This is a genomic window from Streptomyces goshikiensis, assembly GCF_014650555.1.
GTDB lineage: Bacteria > Actinomycetota > Actinomycetes > Streptomycetales > Streptomycetaceae > Streptomyces > Streptomyces goshikiensis.
Genome location: NZ_BMVE01000004.1, coordinates 200612 through 217506 on the forward strand (window position 1 = coordinate 200612; position 16895 = coordinate 217506).

The following is a 16895-nucleotide window of genomic DNA, read 5'->3' on the forward strand; positions in this document are numbered from 1 at the left end:
TGACCCGCTCCGGCTGATGTTTCACGTGAAACGGGGTCGATGTTTCACGTGAAACATCGACCCCGCCGACCGCTGCGGTCCGGTGTCAGGCCTGTGCGGCCCACCACTCCTTCAGAGCCGTGACCGCCGCTTCGTGCCCCATCGGGCCGTTCTCCAGCCGCAGGTCCAGCAGGAACGCGTACGCCTTGCCGATCACCGGGCCGGGGCCGACGCCCAGCACCTGCTGGATCTCGTTGCCGTCCAGGTCGGGCCGGATCGCGTCGAGCTGCTCCTGCTCCTTGAGCTGCTCGATGCGCTCCTCCAGGCCGTCATAGGTCCGGGAGAGCGCGTTGGCCTTGCGCTTGTTGCGGGTGGTGCAGTCCGAGCGGGTCAGCTTGTGCAGGCGCTCCAGGAGGGGACCCGCGTCACGGACGTAGCGCCGTACCGCGGAGTCCGTCCACTCGCCGTCCCCGTAGCCGTGGAAGCGCAGGTGCAGCTCCACCAGCCGGGACACGTCCTTGATCATGTCGTTGGAGTACTTCAGCGCGGTCATGCGCTTCTTGGTCATCTTCGCGCCCACCACCTCGTGGTGGTGGAAGGAGACCCGGCCATCGCTCTCGAACCGGCGGGTGCGGGGCTTGCCGATGTCGTGCAGCAGGGCGGCCAGCCGCAGCACCAGGTCCGGACCGTCCTCCTCCAGGGCGATCGCCTGCTCCAGCACGATCAGCGAGTGGTCGTAGACGTCCTTGTGCCGGTGGTGCTCGTCACTCTCAAGCCGAAGCGCGGGCAGCTCGGGCAGCACGTGGTCGGCCAGGCCGCTGTCCACCAGCAGGCCGAGCCCCTTGCGGGGGTTCGCCGACAGCAGCAGCTTGTTCAGCTCGCCCTGCACCCGCTCCGCGGAGACGATCTCGATCCGGTCGGCCATCGCCGTCATCGCGGCCACGACCTCGGGAGCCACCTCGAAGTCCAGCTGGGCGGCGAACCGGGCCGCGCGCAGCATGCGCAGCGGATCGTCCGAGAACGAGTCCTCCGGCGTGCCAGGGGTGCGCAGGATGCCCGCCTGGAGGTCTTCCAGGCCCCCGTGCGGGTCCACGAACTCCTTCTCGGGCAGCGCGACGGCCATCGCGTTCACCGTGAAGTCGCGGCGGACCAGGTCCTCCTCGATCGAGTCGCCGTAGGAGACCTCCGGCTTGCGCGAGGTCCGGTCGTAGGACTCGGACCGGTAGGTGGTCACCTCGATCTGGAAGCCGAGCTTGTGGGCGCCGACGGTGCCGAAGGCGATCCCCACGTCCCACACCGAGTCGGCCCACGGCCGGACGATCTTCAGGACGTCCTCGGGGCGGGCGTCGGTGGTGAAGTCGAGGTCGTTGCCGAGCCGCCCGAGCAGCGCGTCGCGGACGGACCCCCCGACCAGGGCAAGACGGAATCCCGCCTCCTGGAAACGGCGGCCGAGCTCGTCGGCGACAGGGGCGACCCGCAGCAGTTCACTCACCGCTCGGCGCTGCACCTGACTCAGGGCACTGGGGTTGTCTTCATTGGCGTTCGGCACAACAGAAAAGGGTACGTGCCCGGCCCGGCGGGAGCTCCCTCGTTTGTGACCACCCCGGCACACGGCGGCGGGCGGGCGGACCCGATCATGTGGAGCAAGGCGCGGCACTCGCGCACAGCGGGTCTCGTTACCATGCGTGGACGCACAAACGACGACCACTGACACTTCGAGGACGGGCGGGCGCGTGGCCGAGGCGGCAGACAACCAGGGGGCAGTACCGGCCCCTGCCCGGCGTCGCTGGCTGCGGCGCGCCGTCGTCCTGCTCGCCGGGACGCCGGTGCTCGCCGCCCTGGTCTATGCCCCCGCGCCGCCGGCCGAGGCCGCGGACGCCCCGGTCGATGTCCAATTGGACACACTGGCGCCCACGGCTCCGGTCAAGGGCGACACGCTGACGATCTCGGGCACGGTGGTCAACAACACCCGCGAGAAGATCAGCAACGCCCACGTGGGGCTGCGGGTCGGGCCGGCGCTGGGAGACCGGGCCGCTATCGACGAGGTGGCGGACCGCACGGCCTTCCGGCCCGGCACGGACCCCGCGGAGATCGACTCCGCGTACGCCGCGAAGATCGACTCGCTGCCCGCGAAGGCCGGCCAGGCGTTCACCCTCAAGGTCCCGGTGAACAAGCTGCCGCTGGACAAGGACGGCGTCTACCAGCTCGGCGTGTCCCTGTCCGGGGAGAGCGGGAGCCGCTCGTACGAGCAGGTCCTGGGCATCAAGCGGACCTTCCTGCCCTGGCAGCCGGAGGCTGCCTCCAAGCGCTCCCACCTGGCCTACGCATGGCCGCTGATCTCCACGACGCACCTGACCGCGGAGACCGGCTCGGACGAGACGCAGACGCCCGTCTTCCAGGACGACAAACTCGCCGACGAGCTGAAGCCCGGTGGCCGCCTGGAGCAGATGGTCACGCTCGGCAAGGAGCTGCCCATCACCTGGGTCATCGATCCCGACCTGCTCTACACGGTCGACGCGATGACCAAGGGCTACCGGGTCCGCACGCCCGACGGCCGGACCGTCCAGGGCAAGAACAAGGCCGTGGCCGAGCAGTGGCTCAGTTCGCTGGAGAGCGCGGTCCAGGGCAAGAAGGTCGTCGCGCTGCCGTTCGCCGACCCCGACATCGCCTCCCTCGCCCACCGCGGCAAGGACGTGTCGGGCACCCTGGGCCAGCTGCGGCCCGCCACCGACAAGGCGAAGCAGGCCGTCGAGACCGTCCTGCACGTGCCCGCGTCGACCGGCTTCTCCTGGCCGGTGGACGGCGCGATCGACCCGTCGATCGTGAACGTCGCCACCTCGGCCGGCGCCCACAACGTGCTCACCCGCAGCGACAGCCTCCGTGAGACCGGCTCCCTGGGCTACACCCCCTCAGCCGCCCGGCCCATCGGCGCGGGCAGCACCGCGGTCGTGGCCGACGCGGACCTCTCCACCGCCTTCGAGGGCGACATGCTCGGCGCCGGGAACTCCACGCTCGCCGTGCAGCGGTTCCTGGCCCACAGCCTCGCCCTCAACCTGCAGAACACCGGGGAGCAGCGCAGCTTCGTCGTCGCCCCGCAGCGGATGCCCTCCTCCAGCCAGGTGCAGACGATGGCGGCCGCCCTGCGCGGCCTGCAGAGCGGCCGCTGGACGCAGCCGACCGATCTGGAGGCCGCGGCCGCGGCGAAGCCCGACCCGGGCGCCGCCACCCAGGTGCCGGGGGCCGGCCAGTACCCGGATTCCCTGCGCAAGCAGGAGCTGCCGGTGTCCGCGTTCGAGGACATCCGCACCACCCAGAACACCCTCGATCACTTCAAGGTGATCCTCTCCGCGCCGGACCGCGTGGAGATCCCCTTCGGCAACACCATGAACCGCGAGATGTCCTCCACGTGGCGCGGCCGCCCCGAGGAGGCCAAGGAGTACCGGGAGCAGGCCCAGCGGTACCTGCTCGGCCTGACCGAGAAGGTCAAGGTCATCCCGAAGTCCGACGCCACCCTGTCCGGGCACAGCGCGACCATCCCCGTGACCGTGCAGAACAGCCTGGTCCAGGACGTCCACGACCTCGTGCTGCGGGTGAAGTCCGCCAACCCGACCCGCCTGATGTTCGGCGACAGCGGCACGGCCCAGCAGGAAGTCACCGTCCAGGCCGACCACAGCCAGACGCTGAAGTTCACCGCGAACGCCACCGCGAGCGGTCCGGTCGAGGTCTCGGCGCAGCTGTTCACGAAGGACGGCGTGCCGTACGGCAAGGAACGCAAGTTCACCGTCGACGCCACCGAGATCACTCCCACCGTCATGCTGGTGATCGCCGGCGGCGTGCTCCTCCTGGTACTGGCAGGCATCAAGATGTACGCCAGTCGCAAGCGCGTCGCGGCCCGCGCGGCCGCCGAGGAGGACACGCAGCCGAGTGACGAGTCCCCGGACACCGGACCGCAAAGCGCGAGCGGGTCCGGCACGGGTGAGACAGTGGACCGTTGAGCGATGCCGTGGCCGGTCGGGCCTGGGACGATGAGGTGGGGTTTCGATGAACGCGCCGTACAACGGTGACCGCGCGCAGGGCACTGGCGGGCCAGCGCCCTCCCAGGGCACTGCCCCGGGCACACCGGTGCCCGGGCAGGTTCCCGCGCCTGCGCCCGCGCCGGATCATGACCCTTATGTCCAGGACGCCTACGATCACGACCCCTACCGGTCGCAGGATCTCTCGGCCCAGGACCCGGTGGCGGAGGTGCTCTACGACCGCGCCTCCCACCCCCCGCCCCCGCCCGGCACCTTCCAGGAGCCCGGCCCCCTCTACGCGGCCCCGGCCACGCCCGTGCACGGTCCCGACCCGCGGGTGTGGGCCCAGACCCCGCCGCCCGAGCCCGACGGCCCCTCCCGCCACCTGCCGTACGGGGACCACGCCACCACCACGCAGTTCGTCGGCGTGGACTCCCTCGTGACCGGCGCGACGGACGACCGGCCCGGCCCCGACGCGTTCGCGCACCTCTACCGGGACCAGCAGGCCGCGCCCCGCACCCCGGCCGAGGAGGCACCCGTCGCCGCCCCGGCCCCGAGCAAGCCCGCCGGGCGCGCCGCGGGTCTGCTCAAGTCCAGCGCCCTGATGGCCGCCGGAACGATCGTCTCCCGCATCACCGGCTTCCTGCGGACCCTGGTCATCGCCGGCGCGATCGGCGTCGCCACCCTCAACGACAGCTACCAGGTCGCCAACACCCTGCCGACGATGATCTACGTCCTTGTCGGCGGCGGCGCCCTCAACTCCGTCTTCATCCCGCAGCTGGTGCGCGCGATGAAGAACGACGAGGACGGCGGCGAGGCCTACGCCAACCGCCTGCTGACCCTCGTCATGGTGCTGCTCGGCGCGGTCACCACCATCTGCGTCCTCGCGGCCCCGCTGTTCATCGGCATGATGTCGCAGAAGATCGCCGACGACCCGCAGCGGATGGACGTCGCCGTCGCGTTCGCCCACTACTGCCTGCCCACCATGTTCTTCATGGGCGTGCACGTGGTCCTCGGTCAGATCCTCAACGCCCGCGGCCGGTTCGGCGCCATGATGTGGACCCCCGTCCTCAACAACATCGTCGTCATCGCCACCTTCGGCGCCTTCATCTGGGCCTTCGGCGGCTTCACCAGCACCGGCGTCACCGAGGCCGGCATCACCCCCGAGGGCGTCCGCCTGCTGGGCCTGGGCACCCTGCTCGGCCTCGCCGTGCAGTCCCTCGCGATGATCCCCTACCTGCGCGACGCCGGCTTCAAGCCCCGTCTGCGCTTCGACTGGAAGGGACACGGCCTCGGCAAGGCCGCCGGCCTGGCCAAGTGGACGTTCTTCTTCGTCCTCGCCAACCAGATCGGCCTCGTCGTCGTCACCCAGCTCGCCACCTGGGCGGGCGGGGTCGCCGACAAGCAGGGCCACGGCGGTACCGGCATCACCGGCTACAACTACGCCCTGCTGCTCTGGCAGATGCCGCAGGCCATCATCACCGTCTCCGTCATGACGGCCGTCCTGCCGCGCATCTCCCGCTCCGCCCACGACGGAGACGCCGCCGCCGTCCGCGACGACATCTCCTACGGTCTGCGCACCTCGGCCGTGGCGATCGTGCCCTGCGCCTTCGCGTTCCTCGCGCTCGGCGTCCCGATGGCCACCCTGCTCTACTTCAAGTCCGGTGTGGAGAGCGCCCAGAACATCGGCTTCATCCTGATGGCCTTCGGCCTCGGACTGATCCCGTACTCCGTCCAGTACGTCGTCCTGCGCGGCTTCTACGCCTACGAGGACACCCGGACGCCCTTCTACAACACCGTCATCGTCGCCGCGGTCAACGCGGGTGTCTCCGCCCTCGCCTTCGTCGTCCTCCCGGCCCGCTGGGCCGTGGTCGGCATGGCGGCGGCCTACGGCCTCGGCTACGCCGTGGGCGTGGGCGTCGCCTGGCGCCGGCTGCGCGCCCGCCTCGGCGGCGACCTCGACGGCGCCCACGTGATGCGCACCTACACCCGGCTCATCGGCGCCTGTGTCCCGGCCGCCGCCGTCGCCGGCGCCGTCGCGTACGGGATCACCCAGTGGCTGGGCAGCGGACCCCTGGGTTCCACCGCGGCCCTGGTCGCCGGACTCATCGCCCTGGCCGCCGTGTTCCTCGCCGCGGCCAAGCGCATGCGCATCGAAGAGCTCAACGCGATGGTCGGAATGGTCCGCGGGCGCATGGGGCGCTGATGCGCACAACCGTTGCCCCTCTTCGCGTGTCGTGCATAGCGCCAGACTGTGGGCACAATTGGCATGGCTTCGCAGACTGGCCGACAGCGCGCAACGGATGGGGAGGCAGGGACGACGGTGGCGGAACGTAGCACGGCTGCCGTCGACGTGGCCGACAACAGCGGCGACGAGCCGCTGGCCGCAGGAGCGGCCAAGGCCACGGCCGACGGGGTGGACACCCAGAACCGACAAGCCGCGGACGGACCCATGCCCGAGAAGGAAGGCGAACGCGCGAGCGTGGCCCCCTCGGCTGCGCCCGAACTCCACAGCGGTCACAAACTCGCCAGACGCTACCGGCTCGAAGAGTGCGTCACCCGTCTGGACGGATTCAGCAGCTGGCGCGCGATGGACGAGAAGCTCCGCCGCGCCGTGGGCGTCCACCTGCTGCCCGCCGACCACCCGCGGGCCCGCTCCGTGCTGGCCGCGGCCCGTTCCTCCGCCCTCCTCGGCGACCCCCGGTTCGTCCAGGTCCTCGACGCGGTCGAGGAGAACGACCTCGTCTACGTCGTCCACGAGTGGCTGCCCGACGCCACCGAACTCACCGCGCTCCTCGCGGTGGGGCCGCTGGAGGCCCACGAGGCCTACCAGCTCGTCAGCCAGGTCTCCCAGGCCATGGCCGCCGCCCACCGCGAAGGCCTGTCCCACCTGCGCCTGACGCCCAGCGCGATACTGCGCACCTCCACGGGCCAGTACCGCATCCGCGGCCTCGCCGTGAACGCCGCCCTGCGCGGCATCACCAGCGAGACCCCGCAGCGCGCGGACACCGAGGCCATCGGCGCCCTCCTGTACGCCGCCCTCACCCAGCGCTGGCCCTACGAGAGCGACGCCTACGGCCTCACCGGCCTGCCCAAGGGCGTCGGCCTGATCGCTCCCGACCAGGTCCGCGCCGGCGTCCACCGGGGCCTGGGCGAGCTCGCCATGCGCGCCCTCGCCAACGACGGGGCCACCGCCTCGCGCCAGGAGCCCGCCTGCACCACCCCCGAGGAACTGGCCAAGGCCGTCGCCGCGATGCCCCGCATCCGGCCGCCGGAGCCCGTCTTCACCGCCCCGCCCGAGTACCAGCACACCACGTACCAGCAGGGCAGCTACGGCCGTCCCACGCCTCCCGGCGGGCCCGTCGCCCAGACCCTCGCCGTCACGCCCCCGCCGCCCCCGCTGCAGAGCCGCACCGGCAAGGCCCTCAAGTGGGGTGTCGCGGCCCTGCTCATCGCCGCCCTCGGCCTGGGCAGCTGGCAGCTCGCCGACACGCTCCTGGAACACAGCAACCAGAGCAGCGACAACCAGCACCAGCCGACCACCACCGGCGACGACGCACCGGAGAAGAAGGCGCCTGAGCCGATCGCCATCAAGCGGGGCGAGGAGTACTACCCCGACGGCACGCCCCAGGACCTCGACGGCGTCCCCCACACCTACGACGGGGACTCCTCCACCTTCTGGCGGACCCGCACCTTCTACGACGGTCCCGAGGTGAAGGTCAAGGAGGGCCTCGGCATCGTCTACGACCTCGGCGCCGAGCAGGACGTCAGCGCCGCCGAGATAGCGCTGAAGTACGCCGGCAACCACACCACCGTCACGCTGTACGCGACCAAGAACATGTCCTCGCAGACGCCGGTCTCCTCCATGAAGAAGATCGTCGGCGCCACCAGCTCGAACAGCGCGCTCAAGCTGACCGCGGAAACCCCGGTCAAGACGCGCTACGTCCTCCTGTGGATCACCGCCATGCCGCAGGCCGGTGCGGACGACTACACCAAACCGGGGTACAAGCAGGCCATCACGGATGTGAAGTTCGCCGGCTGACGCGGCAGGGGAGGGGCTCACCGTTGGACGACGCCGAGACCGGCGGCCGCAGCGACCAGGAACTCCTGGCGCTGCACGCCGCCGGAGACCCCGACGCCTTCGGTGAGCTCGTACGCCGTCACCGGGACCGGCTGTGGGCCGTCGCCCTGCGCACCCTCGGAGACCGCGAGGAAGCCGCCGACGCCGTCCAGGACGCCCTCGTCTCCGCCTACCGGGCCGCCCACACCTTCCGCGGCGAATCCGCCGTCACCACCTGGCTGCACCGCATCACCGTCAACGCCTGCCTCGACCGGGCCCGCAAGGCGGCCTCCCGCAAGACCTCGCCCCTGGACGACACGGAGCGCCTGGAGCGCCTCCTGGAGCCCCACGAGTCCGCCGAGGCACCCGCGGAACGCCAGGACCTGCACCGCCAGCTGCTGGCCGCCCTGGCCACCCTCCCGGCGGAGCAGCGGGCCGTGCTCGTCCTCGTCGACATGCAGGGATACCCGGTGGCCGAGGCCGCCCGCATCCTCGACGTCCCCACCGGCACCGTGAAGAGCCGGTGCGCGCGCGGCCGGGCCAAGCTCCTCCCGATGCTCACCCATCTACGCACCAATGCCGGGGATAACGGCACCACCGAGCGGGGAAGGAACCGAACGCCGGGGACACCCGTCCCACCAGCGGCAAGCCCCATGCATCCGGCCCCGCACCCGGCCCCGGATCCAGACGCTGTGAAGGGCGGAGGTGGACGAGCGTGACTCACACAACCGGCACGATCCGGCACCCGGACGTCTCGGAGATCTCCGAGCTGACCGAAGGACTCCTCTCCCCGGCCCGCACCGCCGAAGTGCGCCGCCACCTCGGCGACTGCGACCTGTGCGCCGACGTCCAGGCCTCCCTCGAAGAGATCCGCGCGCTCCTCGGCACCCTCCCGGGCCCTGCCCGGATGCCCTCGGACGTCGCCGGGCGCATCGACGCGGCCCTCGCCGCCGAGGCGCTCCTCGACTCCACCGCGCACCGCACCGATGACCCGCCCTCCGCCCAGGACCACACCGGTGTCCCGCCGGTGGCACCGCCCGCGGAAGCCGACACGGAGACACCGGCCGCACCGGCCGTCCCGGCCCTCCCGGCAGCGGGATCCGGCGGCCGCCGGCCCGCCGGTCACCCGTCCGGCGCAACCGGACCTGGCCGGCGACGCGCCCGCCGCCGGATCGCCGTCGTGGCGGGCCTCGCCGGGGCCGGCGCCTTCGCCCTCGCCGTCTTCCTGCTGGGCGGCCCCACCGGCACGCCCTCCCACGACACGGCCACCCGAGGCAGGGCCGAAAGCAGCGCAGCCCAGCCCTCGGCGGACACCTACACCGCGCAGGGCCTGCGGAGCAGCGTCCAGCAGCTGCTCGCCGCCTCGGACGGCGCCAAGGCCGAGACGGGAGGGGGCAACAAGACCTTCGGGCTGGAGAACACCACTCCCGCTCCGGGAGTCGCCCCCCAGGACCGCGCGGTCCCCTCCGTCCCGCCCTGCGTGCAGGAGGCCACCGGCCGCCCGGACGCCCCGCTGGCCACCGAACGCGGCAGCTACCAGGGCACCCCCGTGTACCTCGTCGTTCTCCCCCACCCCGGCGACGCCGCCCGGGTGGACGCCTATCTCGTCGACGCCGGCTGTGTGAACACCCCCACGACAGCCCCCGGAAAGCCCCTGCTGACCAGCACCTACCCGCGAAGCTGACCCGATCGGGGCGGCACGCGGACAAGCGGGGAATGTGCGCGCCTTAGGATCCGTTGGGTGGGGTGAGAGTCCGCACCGGCCCCCAGTAGGCAGCACGCAGTCCGCAGAGACGAGGAAAGTACCCGTGAGCGACGTACGAAACGTGATCATCATCGGCTCCGGGCCGGCCGGTTACACCGCCGCCCTGTACACCGCCCGCGCTTCGCTCAAGCCCCTGGTCTTCGAAGGCGCCGTGACCGCCGGCGGCGCGCTGATGAACACCACCGAGGTCGAGAACTTCCCCGGGTTCCAGGACGGGATCATGGGTCCCGACCTCATGGACAACATGCGCGGCCAGGCCGAGCGCTTCGGTGCCGAGCTCATCCCCGACGACATCGTCTCCGTCGACCTGACGGGCGAGATCAAGACCGTCACCGACACGGCCGGCACCGTGCACCGCGCGAAGGCCGTCATCGTCACCACCGGCTCGCAGCACCGCAAGCTCGGCCTGCCCAACGAGGACGCCCTCTCCGGCCGTGGCGTCTCCTGGTGCGCGACCTGTGACGGGTTCTTCTTCAAGGACCAGGACATCGCCGTGGTCGGCGGCGGCGACACCGCGATGGAGGAGGCGACCTTCCTCTCCCGCTTCGCCAAGAGCGTCACCATCGTCCACCGCCGCGACAGCCTCCGCGCCTCCAAGGCCATGCAGGACCGCGCCTTCGCCGACCCGAAGATCAAGTTCGCCTGGGACAGCGAGGTCGCCGAGATCCACGGCGACCCGAAGCTCTCCGGTCTGACCCTGCGCAACACCAAGACCGGTGAGACCTCCGAGCTGCCCGTGACCGGCCTCTTCATCGCCGTGGGTCACGACCCCCGCACCGAGCTTTTCACCGGCCAGCTGGACCTGGACGAAGAGGGTTACCTCAAGGTCGAGGCGCCCTCCACCCGCACCAACATCACGGGTGTCTTCGGCGCCGGCGACGTCGTCGACCACACCTACCGTCAGGCCATCACCGCCGCCGGCACCGGCTGTTCCGCCGCCCTCGACGCCGAGCGTTACCTCGCCGCCCTCGCGGACGCCGAGCACGCCACCGCGACTGTCTGACCCCCCCAGTTCACCCCCACACCACACCCCGCAGGAATAAGGAGGCCGCTGTGGCCGGCACCCTCAAGAACGTGACCGACGCTGACTTCGACACCGAGGTCCTCGCCAGCGACAAGCCCGTGCTGGTGGACTTCTGGGCCGCCTGGTGCGGCCCGTGCCGTCAGATCGCGCCGTCCCTGGAGGCCATCGCGGCCGAGTACGGCGACCAGATCGAGATCGTCAAGCTCAACATCGACGAGAACCCGGCCACGGCCGCCCGCTACGGCGTCATGTCCATCCCGACCCTGAACGTCTACCAGGGCGGCGAGGTCGCCAAGACCATCGTCGGTGCCAAGCCGAAGGCCGCCATCCTGCGCGACCTGGAGGGCTTCGTCCAGGCCAAGGCCGTCTGACGCACCTCCCGTTGTTTCACGTGAAACGGGGCCGCCCCTACCAGGGCGGCCCCGTTCGCGTAGCACCGCTCACAGCGGGCGCAGTACCGGTTCCTTGCGCGCCGCGCCCAGCAGCCGGTCCAGCGCCAGCTCGACGTCTTCCTTCCACGACAGCGTCGAACGCAACTCCAGCCGCAGCCGTGGATGAACCGGATGCGGCCTCACCGTCTTGAACCCCACCGAGAGCAGATGGTCCGCCGGGAGCAGACAGGCCGGGCCGTCCCACCGCGCGTCCCCGAACGCCTCGATGGCGCGGAAGCCCCGCCGCAACAGGTCCTTCGCCACCGTCTGGACCATCACCCGCCCCAGCCCCTGCCCCTGATAGCCCGGCATGATCCATGCCGTGATCAGCTGGACCGCGTCAGGAGAGACCGGGCTGGTCGGGAAGGCCGTCGAACGCGGCACGTACGCGGGCGGCGCGTACATCACGAACCCCACCGGGACCTCGTCCACGTAGACCACCCGGCCGCAGGAGCCCCACTCCAGAAGGACGGCGGAGATCCACGCTTCCTTCTCCAGCTCCGGAGTCCCCGCCTTCACGGCGGCTTCGCCGCTCACGGGGTCGAGTTCCCAGAACACACAGGAGCGGCAACGCCTGGGCAGATCCTGGAGGTTGTCCAGCGTGAGCGGTACCAGCCGACGACCCATGACGGCATCGTATCCAGAGCTCGAATCAGGTGAAACCGCAGCAAGGCAAAGGGGCGGACCGCGCCGGCTCCCACCGGTACGGCCCGCCCCCACGGCGGAACCCGGGCATCACTCCCCGGGAAGACCCTGCTCCAGCACCCGGCCCTCGCCCGGCGCCAGCGTGCCCAGAATCCGCTCCAGATCCTCCATCGACGCGAACTCGACGGTGATCTTGCCCTTCTTCTGGCCCAGGTCCACCTTCACCCGCGTCTCGAACCGGTCGGACAGCCGCGTCGCCAGCTGACTGAGCGCCGGAGCCACCCGGGTACCCGCACGCGGGCCCTTCGGCTTCACCACGCTCTCGGGCTCCGAGGACATCAGCGCCACGATCTCCTCGACCGCGCGCACCGACAGCCCCTCGGCCACGATCCGGTGCGCCAGCTTGTCCTGCGTCTCGGAATCGCTCACCGACAGCAGCGCCCTCGCGTGCCCCGCCGACAGCACGCCCGCCGCCACCCGGCGCTGAACCGACGCCGACAGCTTCAGCAGCCGCAGCGTGTTCGACACCTGCGGACGCGAACGCCCGATCCGGTCCGCCAGCTGGTCGTGCGTGCAGTTGAAGTCCCGCAGCAGCTGGTCGTACGCGGCCGCCTCCTCCAGCGGATTCAGCTGCGCCCGGTGAAGGTTCTCCAGGAGCGCGTCCAGGAGGAGCTTCTCGTCATCCGTCGCCCGGATGATCGCCGGGATGCGCTCCAGCCCGGCTTCCCGGCAGGCACGCCACCGGCGCTCGCCCATGATGAGCTCGTAGCGGCCCGGGGCCGCCTGTCGCACCACCACCGGCTGGAGCAGACCCACCTCCTGGATGGAGGTGACCAGCTCCGCCAGCGCGTCCTCGTCGAACACCTCACGCGGCTGCCGCGGATTCGGGGTGATCGAGTCCATCGGAAGCTCCGCGAACGTCGCCCCCGCCACCTCGTTCGTCGCCGGCTCCGGCTCACTCGGCGACGTCGCTCCCCCGGCCACCGCCGGGGACGGCTCCAGTGATCCATCCGCCTGCGCCAGCGCGGCCAGCTTCGCCGCCGCGATCCCGCGCTCCGAGGTCAGCACCGGAACGGCCGACGCGGACGCCGACCCTCCGCCCATCGCCTGCGGCGTCTTCTCCTGCGGAGCGGCGGGAATCAGCGCGCCGAGCCCCCGCCCCAGACCCCTACGTCGCTCACTCACTGTGGATCCCCTCCGCCATGCTCTGCGTGCTGTTCATGCCCGCGCCCAGATGGGCCTGCGAGGCGTCGTACGAAATTCCGGCCCCCCGCAGCGCGATCTCCCGCGCCGCTTCGAGGTAGGACAGCGAACCGCTGGACCCCGGGTCATAGGTGAGCACCGTCTGCCCGTAGCTGGGGGCCTCGGAGATGCGCACCGACCGCGGGATGCTCGTGCGCAGCACCTCCTTGCCGAAGTGCGTACGCACCTCCTCCGCCACCTGCGAGGCCAGCCGCGTCCTGCCGTCGTACATCGTCAGCAGGATCGTCGAGACGTGCAGCGTCGGATTCAGGTGCGCCCGCACCAGGTCGACATTGCGCAGCAGCTGCCCCAGACCCTCCAGCGCGTAGTACTCGCACTGGATCGGGATCAGCACCTCCGCGCCCGCCACCATGGCGTTCACGGTCAGCAGGCCCAGCGACGGCGGGCAGTCGATCAGGATGTAGTCCAGCGGCTGCTCGTACGCCTGGATCGCCCGCTGAAGCCGGCTCTCCCGCGCCACCAGCGACACCAGCTCGATCTCGGCACCCGCCAGGTCGATGGTGGCCGGAGCGCAGAACAGGCCCTCCACGTCCACCACCGGCTGGACGACCTCCAGCAGCGGACGGCTGTCCACGAGCACGTCGTAGATCGACGGCACATCCGCGTGGTGGTCGATACCCAGTGCCGTGGAGGCATTGCCCTGCGGGTCGAGGTCGACCACCAGGACGCGCGCCCCGTGCAGGGCCAGAGAGGCCGCCAGATTGACGGTCGTCGTGGTCTTGCCCACGCCGCCCTTCTGGTTGGCCACCACCATGATCCGGGTCTGCGCCGGACGCGGCAGCCGCTCACCGGCACGGCCCAGCGCATCGACGGCCAGCTGAGCGGCTCGGCCGATGGGGGCGTCGTTGTCTACAAGGGGCGGAGACGATGTTTCACGTGAAACATCGTCCGCCGCCGATTCAGAGCGGGGACCGGGGACCGGATCGGCCATCGGCCCCGCGAGGTTGGCGTCGGACCGCACGGTGTCACTCTCCTCGACAGCGGGCTCGCGATGAACAGAGCCTGCCATGACCCCGGGGTCGCGAACCAGCGGGGCCCGTACTCCTGTGGATGAATCCACCGATGTGGACAACTCCGTCCCCCCTGCTCCCTTGCGGGGACGGGGGGACGCAGCGGCGCGACCGCGGCTGATGATTCCGTGCAGCAGAGAGCGACGTTTCACGTGAAACACGATGCCCGGGCCGAGTCATCCGGCCCCTACGACACTCCGAAATCCATACCTATAGGGCGCAACGGGCCCTCATTCCCAAGGGAACAGGGGTGTCAGCGACGCCGACGCGTACGGCTCACCCGAGCCGCCTTCGCCCGCTTCGCTGCGAAGCGCACGCCGCCGGGGCTCTCCCCCACCTCGACCCGCACCACGGTCGACAGCGGATCCACGACGCCCTCGCCCACATGGAGTACCGAGGTCTTCACCACACCGAGCTTCGTCAGCGCGACCTTCGCCGACACCAGCTCTTCCTCGGCGGTGTCACCCTTCAGGGCCAGCATCTCGCCGTAGGGACGCAGCAGCGGCACACCCCAGCCGGCCAGCCGGTCCAGCGGAGCCACCGCTCGCGCCGTCACCACATGCACCGGCTGCAGCTTGCCCAGAACCTCTTCGGCCCGGCCGCGCACCACCGTGACATGGTCCAGGCCCAGCAGCTCCACGGCCTCCTGGAGGAAGTTCGTCCGTCGCAGCAGCGGCTCAAGCAGCGTGATCTTCAGGTCGCGCCGTACCAGGGCCAGCGGGATGCCGGGCAGGCCGGCCCCCGAGCCCACGTCGCACACGGTGACGCCCTCGGGCACCACCTCCGACAGCACCGCGCAGTTCAGCAGGTGCCGCTCCCACAGCCGCGGCACCTCACGCGGACCGATCAGGCCCCGCTGGACACCCGCATCCGCCAGCAGCTCCGCATACCGCACAGCTTCCGGGAAAAACTCACCGAACACCGCGCGCGCCTCTTCAGGCGCCGGGGGAAGCTCCGCTGCCTCCGTCACGGGGACCGTCCTTCCGTACAGAACCGATGGTGTCGTCAACTGTCAGGCTTACAAACATCGGCCCCGCCTGCGATCCAGACGGGGCCGACCACACACACTTCCGGTCAGGCCGGGAGCACAACGACGAAGCGCTGCGGCTCCTCGCCCTCGGACTCGCTCTTGAGACCGGCGGCCGCCACGGCGTCGTGGACGACCTTGCGCTCGAACGGCGTCATCGGAGCGAGCTTCAGCGGCTCGCCCGAGGCCTTCACATCGGCCGCGGCCTGCGCGCCCAGCGCCGCGAGCTCCTCGCGCTTCTTCGCACGGAAGCCGGCGATGTCCAGCATCAGACGGCTGCGGTCCCCGGTCTCCCGGTGCACGGCGAGGCGGGTCAGCTCCTGCAGAGCCTCCAGAACCTCACCGTCGCGGCCCACGAGCTTCTGCAGGTCACGGGCGGAGTCACTGACGATCGACACCGCGGCACGGTCGGCCTCGACGTCCATGTCGATGTCGCCGTCCAGGTCGGCGATGTCCAGCAGACCCTCAAGGTAATCGGCCGCGATCTCACCCTCCTGCTCAAGGCGGGTCAGGGTGTCGCCACTCTCAGCGGCGGCGGTGGTGGTGCCTTCCGTCACGGGAGGGACTCCTTCTTACTTCTTGGAGGGCTTGCTGGGGGGCGTCTGACGCTGCGACTTCGACTGCCTCTTGGGCTGCTGTCGCTTCGGAGCACCACCGCTCGCCGCATCGGCGTCGGCCGTGGCCTCGGAACTCTTGATCACGGAACCGTCCGCCTGAGCGGCCATGCCCTGCTTGGTCAGCGCCGTGATGAACTTGCGCTCGTTGTCGTTGCGGTCCGGGCCCTTGGCCACGATCGCCGCGACGATCTTCTTCTTGCCCCGGCCCTTGACGTCACCGTGCGAGCTCACGTGCTTCAGCAGACGGGTCAGGTACTGGTCCTGCGCCTTGCTGCCCGGCGTCGGGTTCTGGTTGATCACGTACATCTGCTGGCCCATGGTCCACACGTTCGTGGTCAGCCAGTAGACGAGGACACCGACGGGGAAGTTGATGCCCATCACGGCGAAGATCACCGGGAAGATGTACATCAGCATCTTCTGCTGCTGCATGAACGGCGTCTTGACCGAGAGGTCGACGTTCTTCTGCATCAGCTGGCGCTGCGTGTAGAACTGCGACAGCGACATCAGGACGATCATGACCGCGGTGACGATGCGCACATCGGTGATCGAGGCGTTCAGGCTCGCGGCCTTCTCGGCGCTGTCCGTGAACTTCGCGGCCAGCGGCGCACCGAAGATGTGCGCCTGACGGGCGCTCTCCAGCAGCGACTGGTTGATGACGCCGATGGTCTGGCCGTTGGCGATGGCCGACAGCACGTGGTACAGCGCGAAGAAGAACGGGGACTGCGCCAGGATCGGAAGGCACGAGGAGAGCGGGTTGGTACCCGTCTCCTTGTACAGCTTCATCATCTCTTCGGACTGACGCTGCTTGTCGTTCTTGTAGCGCTCCTGGATCGCCTTCATCTTCGGCTGGAGCGCCTGCATGCCTCGCGTCGCCTTGATCTGCTTCACGAAGAGCGGGATCAGGCAGATACGAATCAAGATCACCAGGGACACGATGGACAAGCCCCAGGCCCAGCCGCTGTCCGCGCCGAAGATCGCGCCGTACACGCTGTGGAACTGGACGATGACCCACGAGACAGGCGTGGTGATAAAGCTGAACAGACCGGCAATCGTGTCCACTA

General features: G+C 70.4%; 14 protein-coding genes. 7 read left to right on the plus strand and 7 right to left on the minus strand.

From position 1 onward, the window contains the following. Nucleotides 1-85: 85 nt before the first annotated feature. Nucleotides 86-1528 carry a CCA tRNA nucleotidyltransferase gene (locus IE248_RS14240; RefSeq protein ID WP_073774001.1) on the minus strand — a complete coding sequence of 481 codons (1443 nt, stop codon included), beginning with the start codon at nucleotides 1526-1528 and terminating at the stop codon, nucleotides 86-88. Between the two features lie 184 nt (nucleotides 1529-1712). Here IE248_RS14240 and IE248_RS14245 point away from each other — a divergent pair, with 184 nt between their 5' ends. The 7 genes from IE248_RS14245 (at nucleotide 1713) to trxA (ending at nucleotide 11212) form a co-directional block, all read left to right on the plus strand. Then, on the plus strand, nucleotides 1713-3974 hold the full coding sequence (locus IE248_RS14245) for a DUF6049 family protein (protein ID WP_079196203.1): 2262 nt from the start codon (nucleotides 1713-1715) through the stop codon (nucleotides 3972-3974). A 46-nt stretch (nucleotides 3975-4020) separates the two neighbouring features. Continuing rightward, nucleotides 4021-6198: a murein biosynthesis integral membrane protein MurJ gene (gene murJ / locus IE248_RS14250; protein WP_008741660.1), complete on the plus strand. Its 2178-nt coding sequence runs from the start codon at nucleotides 4021-4023 to the stop codon at nucleotides 6196-6198. Between the two features lie 117 nt (nucleotides 6199-6315). Continuing rightward, entirely contained in the window at nucleotides 6316-8034 is a 1719-nt protein-coding gene (locus IE248_RS14255; RefSeq protein WP_100581290.1) for a protein kinase family protein, read from the plus strand. Nucleotides 8035-8057: 23 nt separating this feature from the next. Beyond that, on the plus strand, nucleotides 8058-8771 hold the full coding sequence (sigM, locus tag IE248_RS14260; protein WP_008741657.1) for an RNA polymerase sigma factor SigM: 714 nt from the start codon (nucleotides 8058-8060) through the stop codon (nucleotides 8769-8771). Further along, nucleotides 8768-9736: an anti-sigma factor family protein gene (locus tag IE248_RS14265; RefSeq protein WP_190030896.1), complete on the plus strand. Its 969-nt coding sequence runs from the start codon at nucleotides 8768-8770 to the stop codon at nucleotides 9734-9736. Before sigM ends, IE248_RS14265 begins: the two co-directional genes overlap by 4 nt. Nucleotides 9737-9860: 124 nt before the next feature. Then, nucleotides 9861-10820 carry a thioredoxin-disulfide reductase gene (gene trxB / locus IE248_RS14270; protein ID WP_008741655.1) on the plus strand — a complete coding sequence of 320 codons (960 nt, stop codon included), beginning with the start codon at nucleotides 9861-9863 and terminating at the stop codon, nucleotides 10818-10820. Nucleotides 10821-10870: 50 nt separating this feature from the next. Then, nucleotides 10871-11212 carry a thioredoxin gene (gene trxA, locus IE248_RS14275; protein WP_008741654.1) on the plus strand — a complete coding sequence of 114 codons (342 nt, stop codon included), beginning with the start codon at nucleotides 10871-10873 and terminating at the stop codon, nucleotides 11210-11212. Between the two features lie 69 nt (nucleotides 11213-11281). On the opposite strand, the gene IE248_RS14280 is transcribed toward trxA, so the two are convergent. The 6 genes from IE248_RS14280 to yidC form a co-directional block, all read right to left on the minus strand. Continuing rightward, a complete protein-coding gene (locus IE248_RS14280; RefSeq protein WP_008741653.1) occupies nucleotides 11282-11899 on the minus strand; it encodes a GNAT family N-acetyltransferase in 618 nt (205 codons plus the stop codon). A 108-nt stretch (nucleotides 11900-12007) separates the two neighbouring features. Continuing rightward, nucleotides 12008-13102, minus strand: coding sequence for a ParB/RepB/Spo0J family partition protein (locus IE248_RS14285; protein WP_008741652.1), 1095 nt, complete (start codon nucleotides 13100-13102; stop codon nucleotides 12008-12010). After that, the gene (locus IE248_RS14290; RefSeq protein ID WP_008741651.1) at nucleotides 13095-14189 is read right to left on the minus strand and encodes a ParA family protein; all 1095 of its coding nucleotides are present in this window, start codon (nucleotides 14187-14189) and stop codon (nucleotides 13095-13097) included. The genes IE248_RS14285 and IE248_RS14290 overlap by 8 nt, the downstream gene beginning before the upstream one ends. Before the next feature lie 254 nt (nucleotides 14190-14443). After that, on the minus strand, nucleotides 14444-15160 hold the full coding sequence (gene rsmG / locus IE248_RS14295; RefSeq protein ID WP_073797761.1) for a 16S rRNA (guanine(527)-N(7))-methyltransferase RsmG: 717 nt from the start codon (nucleotides 15158-15160) through the stop codon (nucleotides 14444-14446). A 104-nt stretch (nucleotides 15161-15264) separates the two neighbouring features. After that, nucleotides 15265-15774, minus strand: a complete 510-nt coding sequence (locus IE248_RS14300) for a Jag family protein (protein ID WP_008741649.1) — start codon at nucleotides 15772-15774, stop codon at nucleotides 15265-15267. Nucleotides 15775-15789: 15 nt separating this feature from the next. Then, nucleotides 15790-16893, minus strand: coding sequence for a membrane protein insertase YidC (gene yidC, locus IE248_RS14305; protein WP_008741648.1), 1104 nt, complete (start codon nucleotides 16891-16893; stop codon nucleotides 15790-15792). Between the last annotated feature and the right edge of the window lie 2 nt (nucleotides 16894-16895).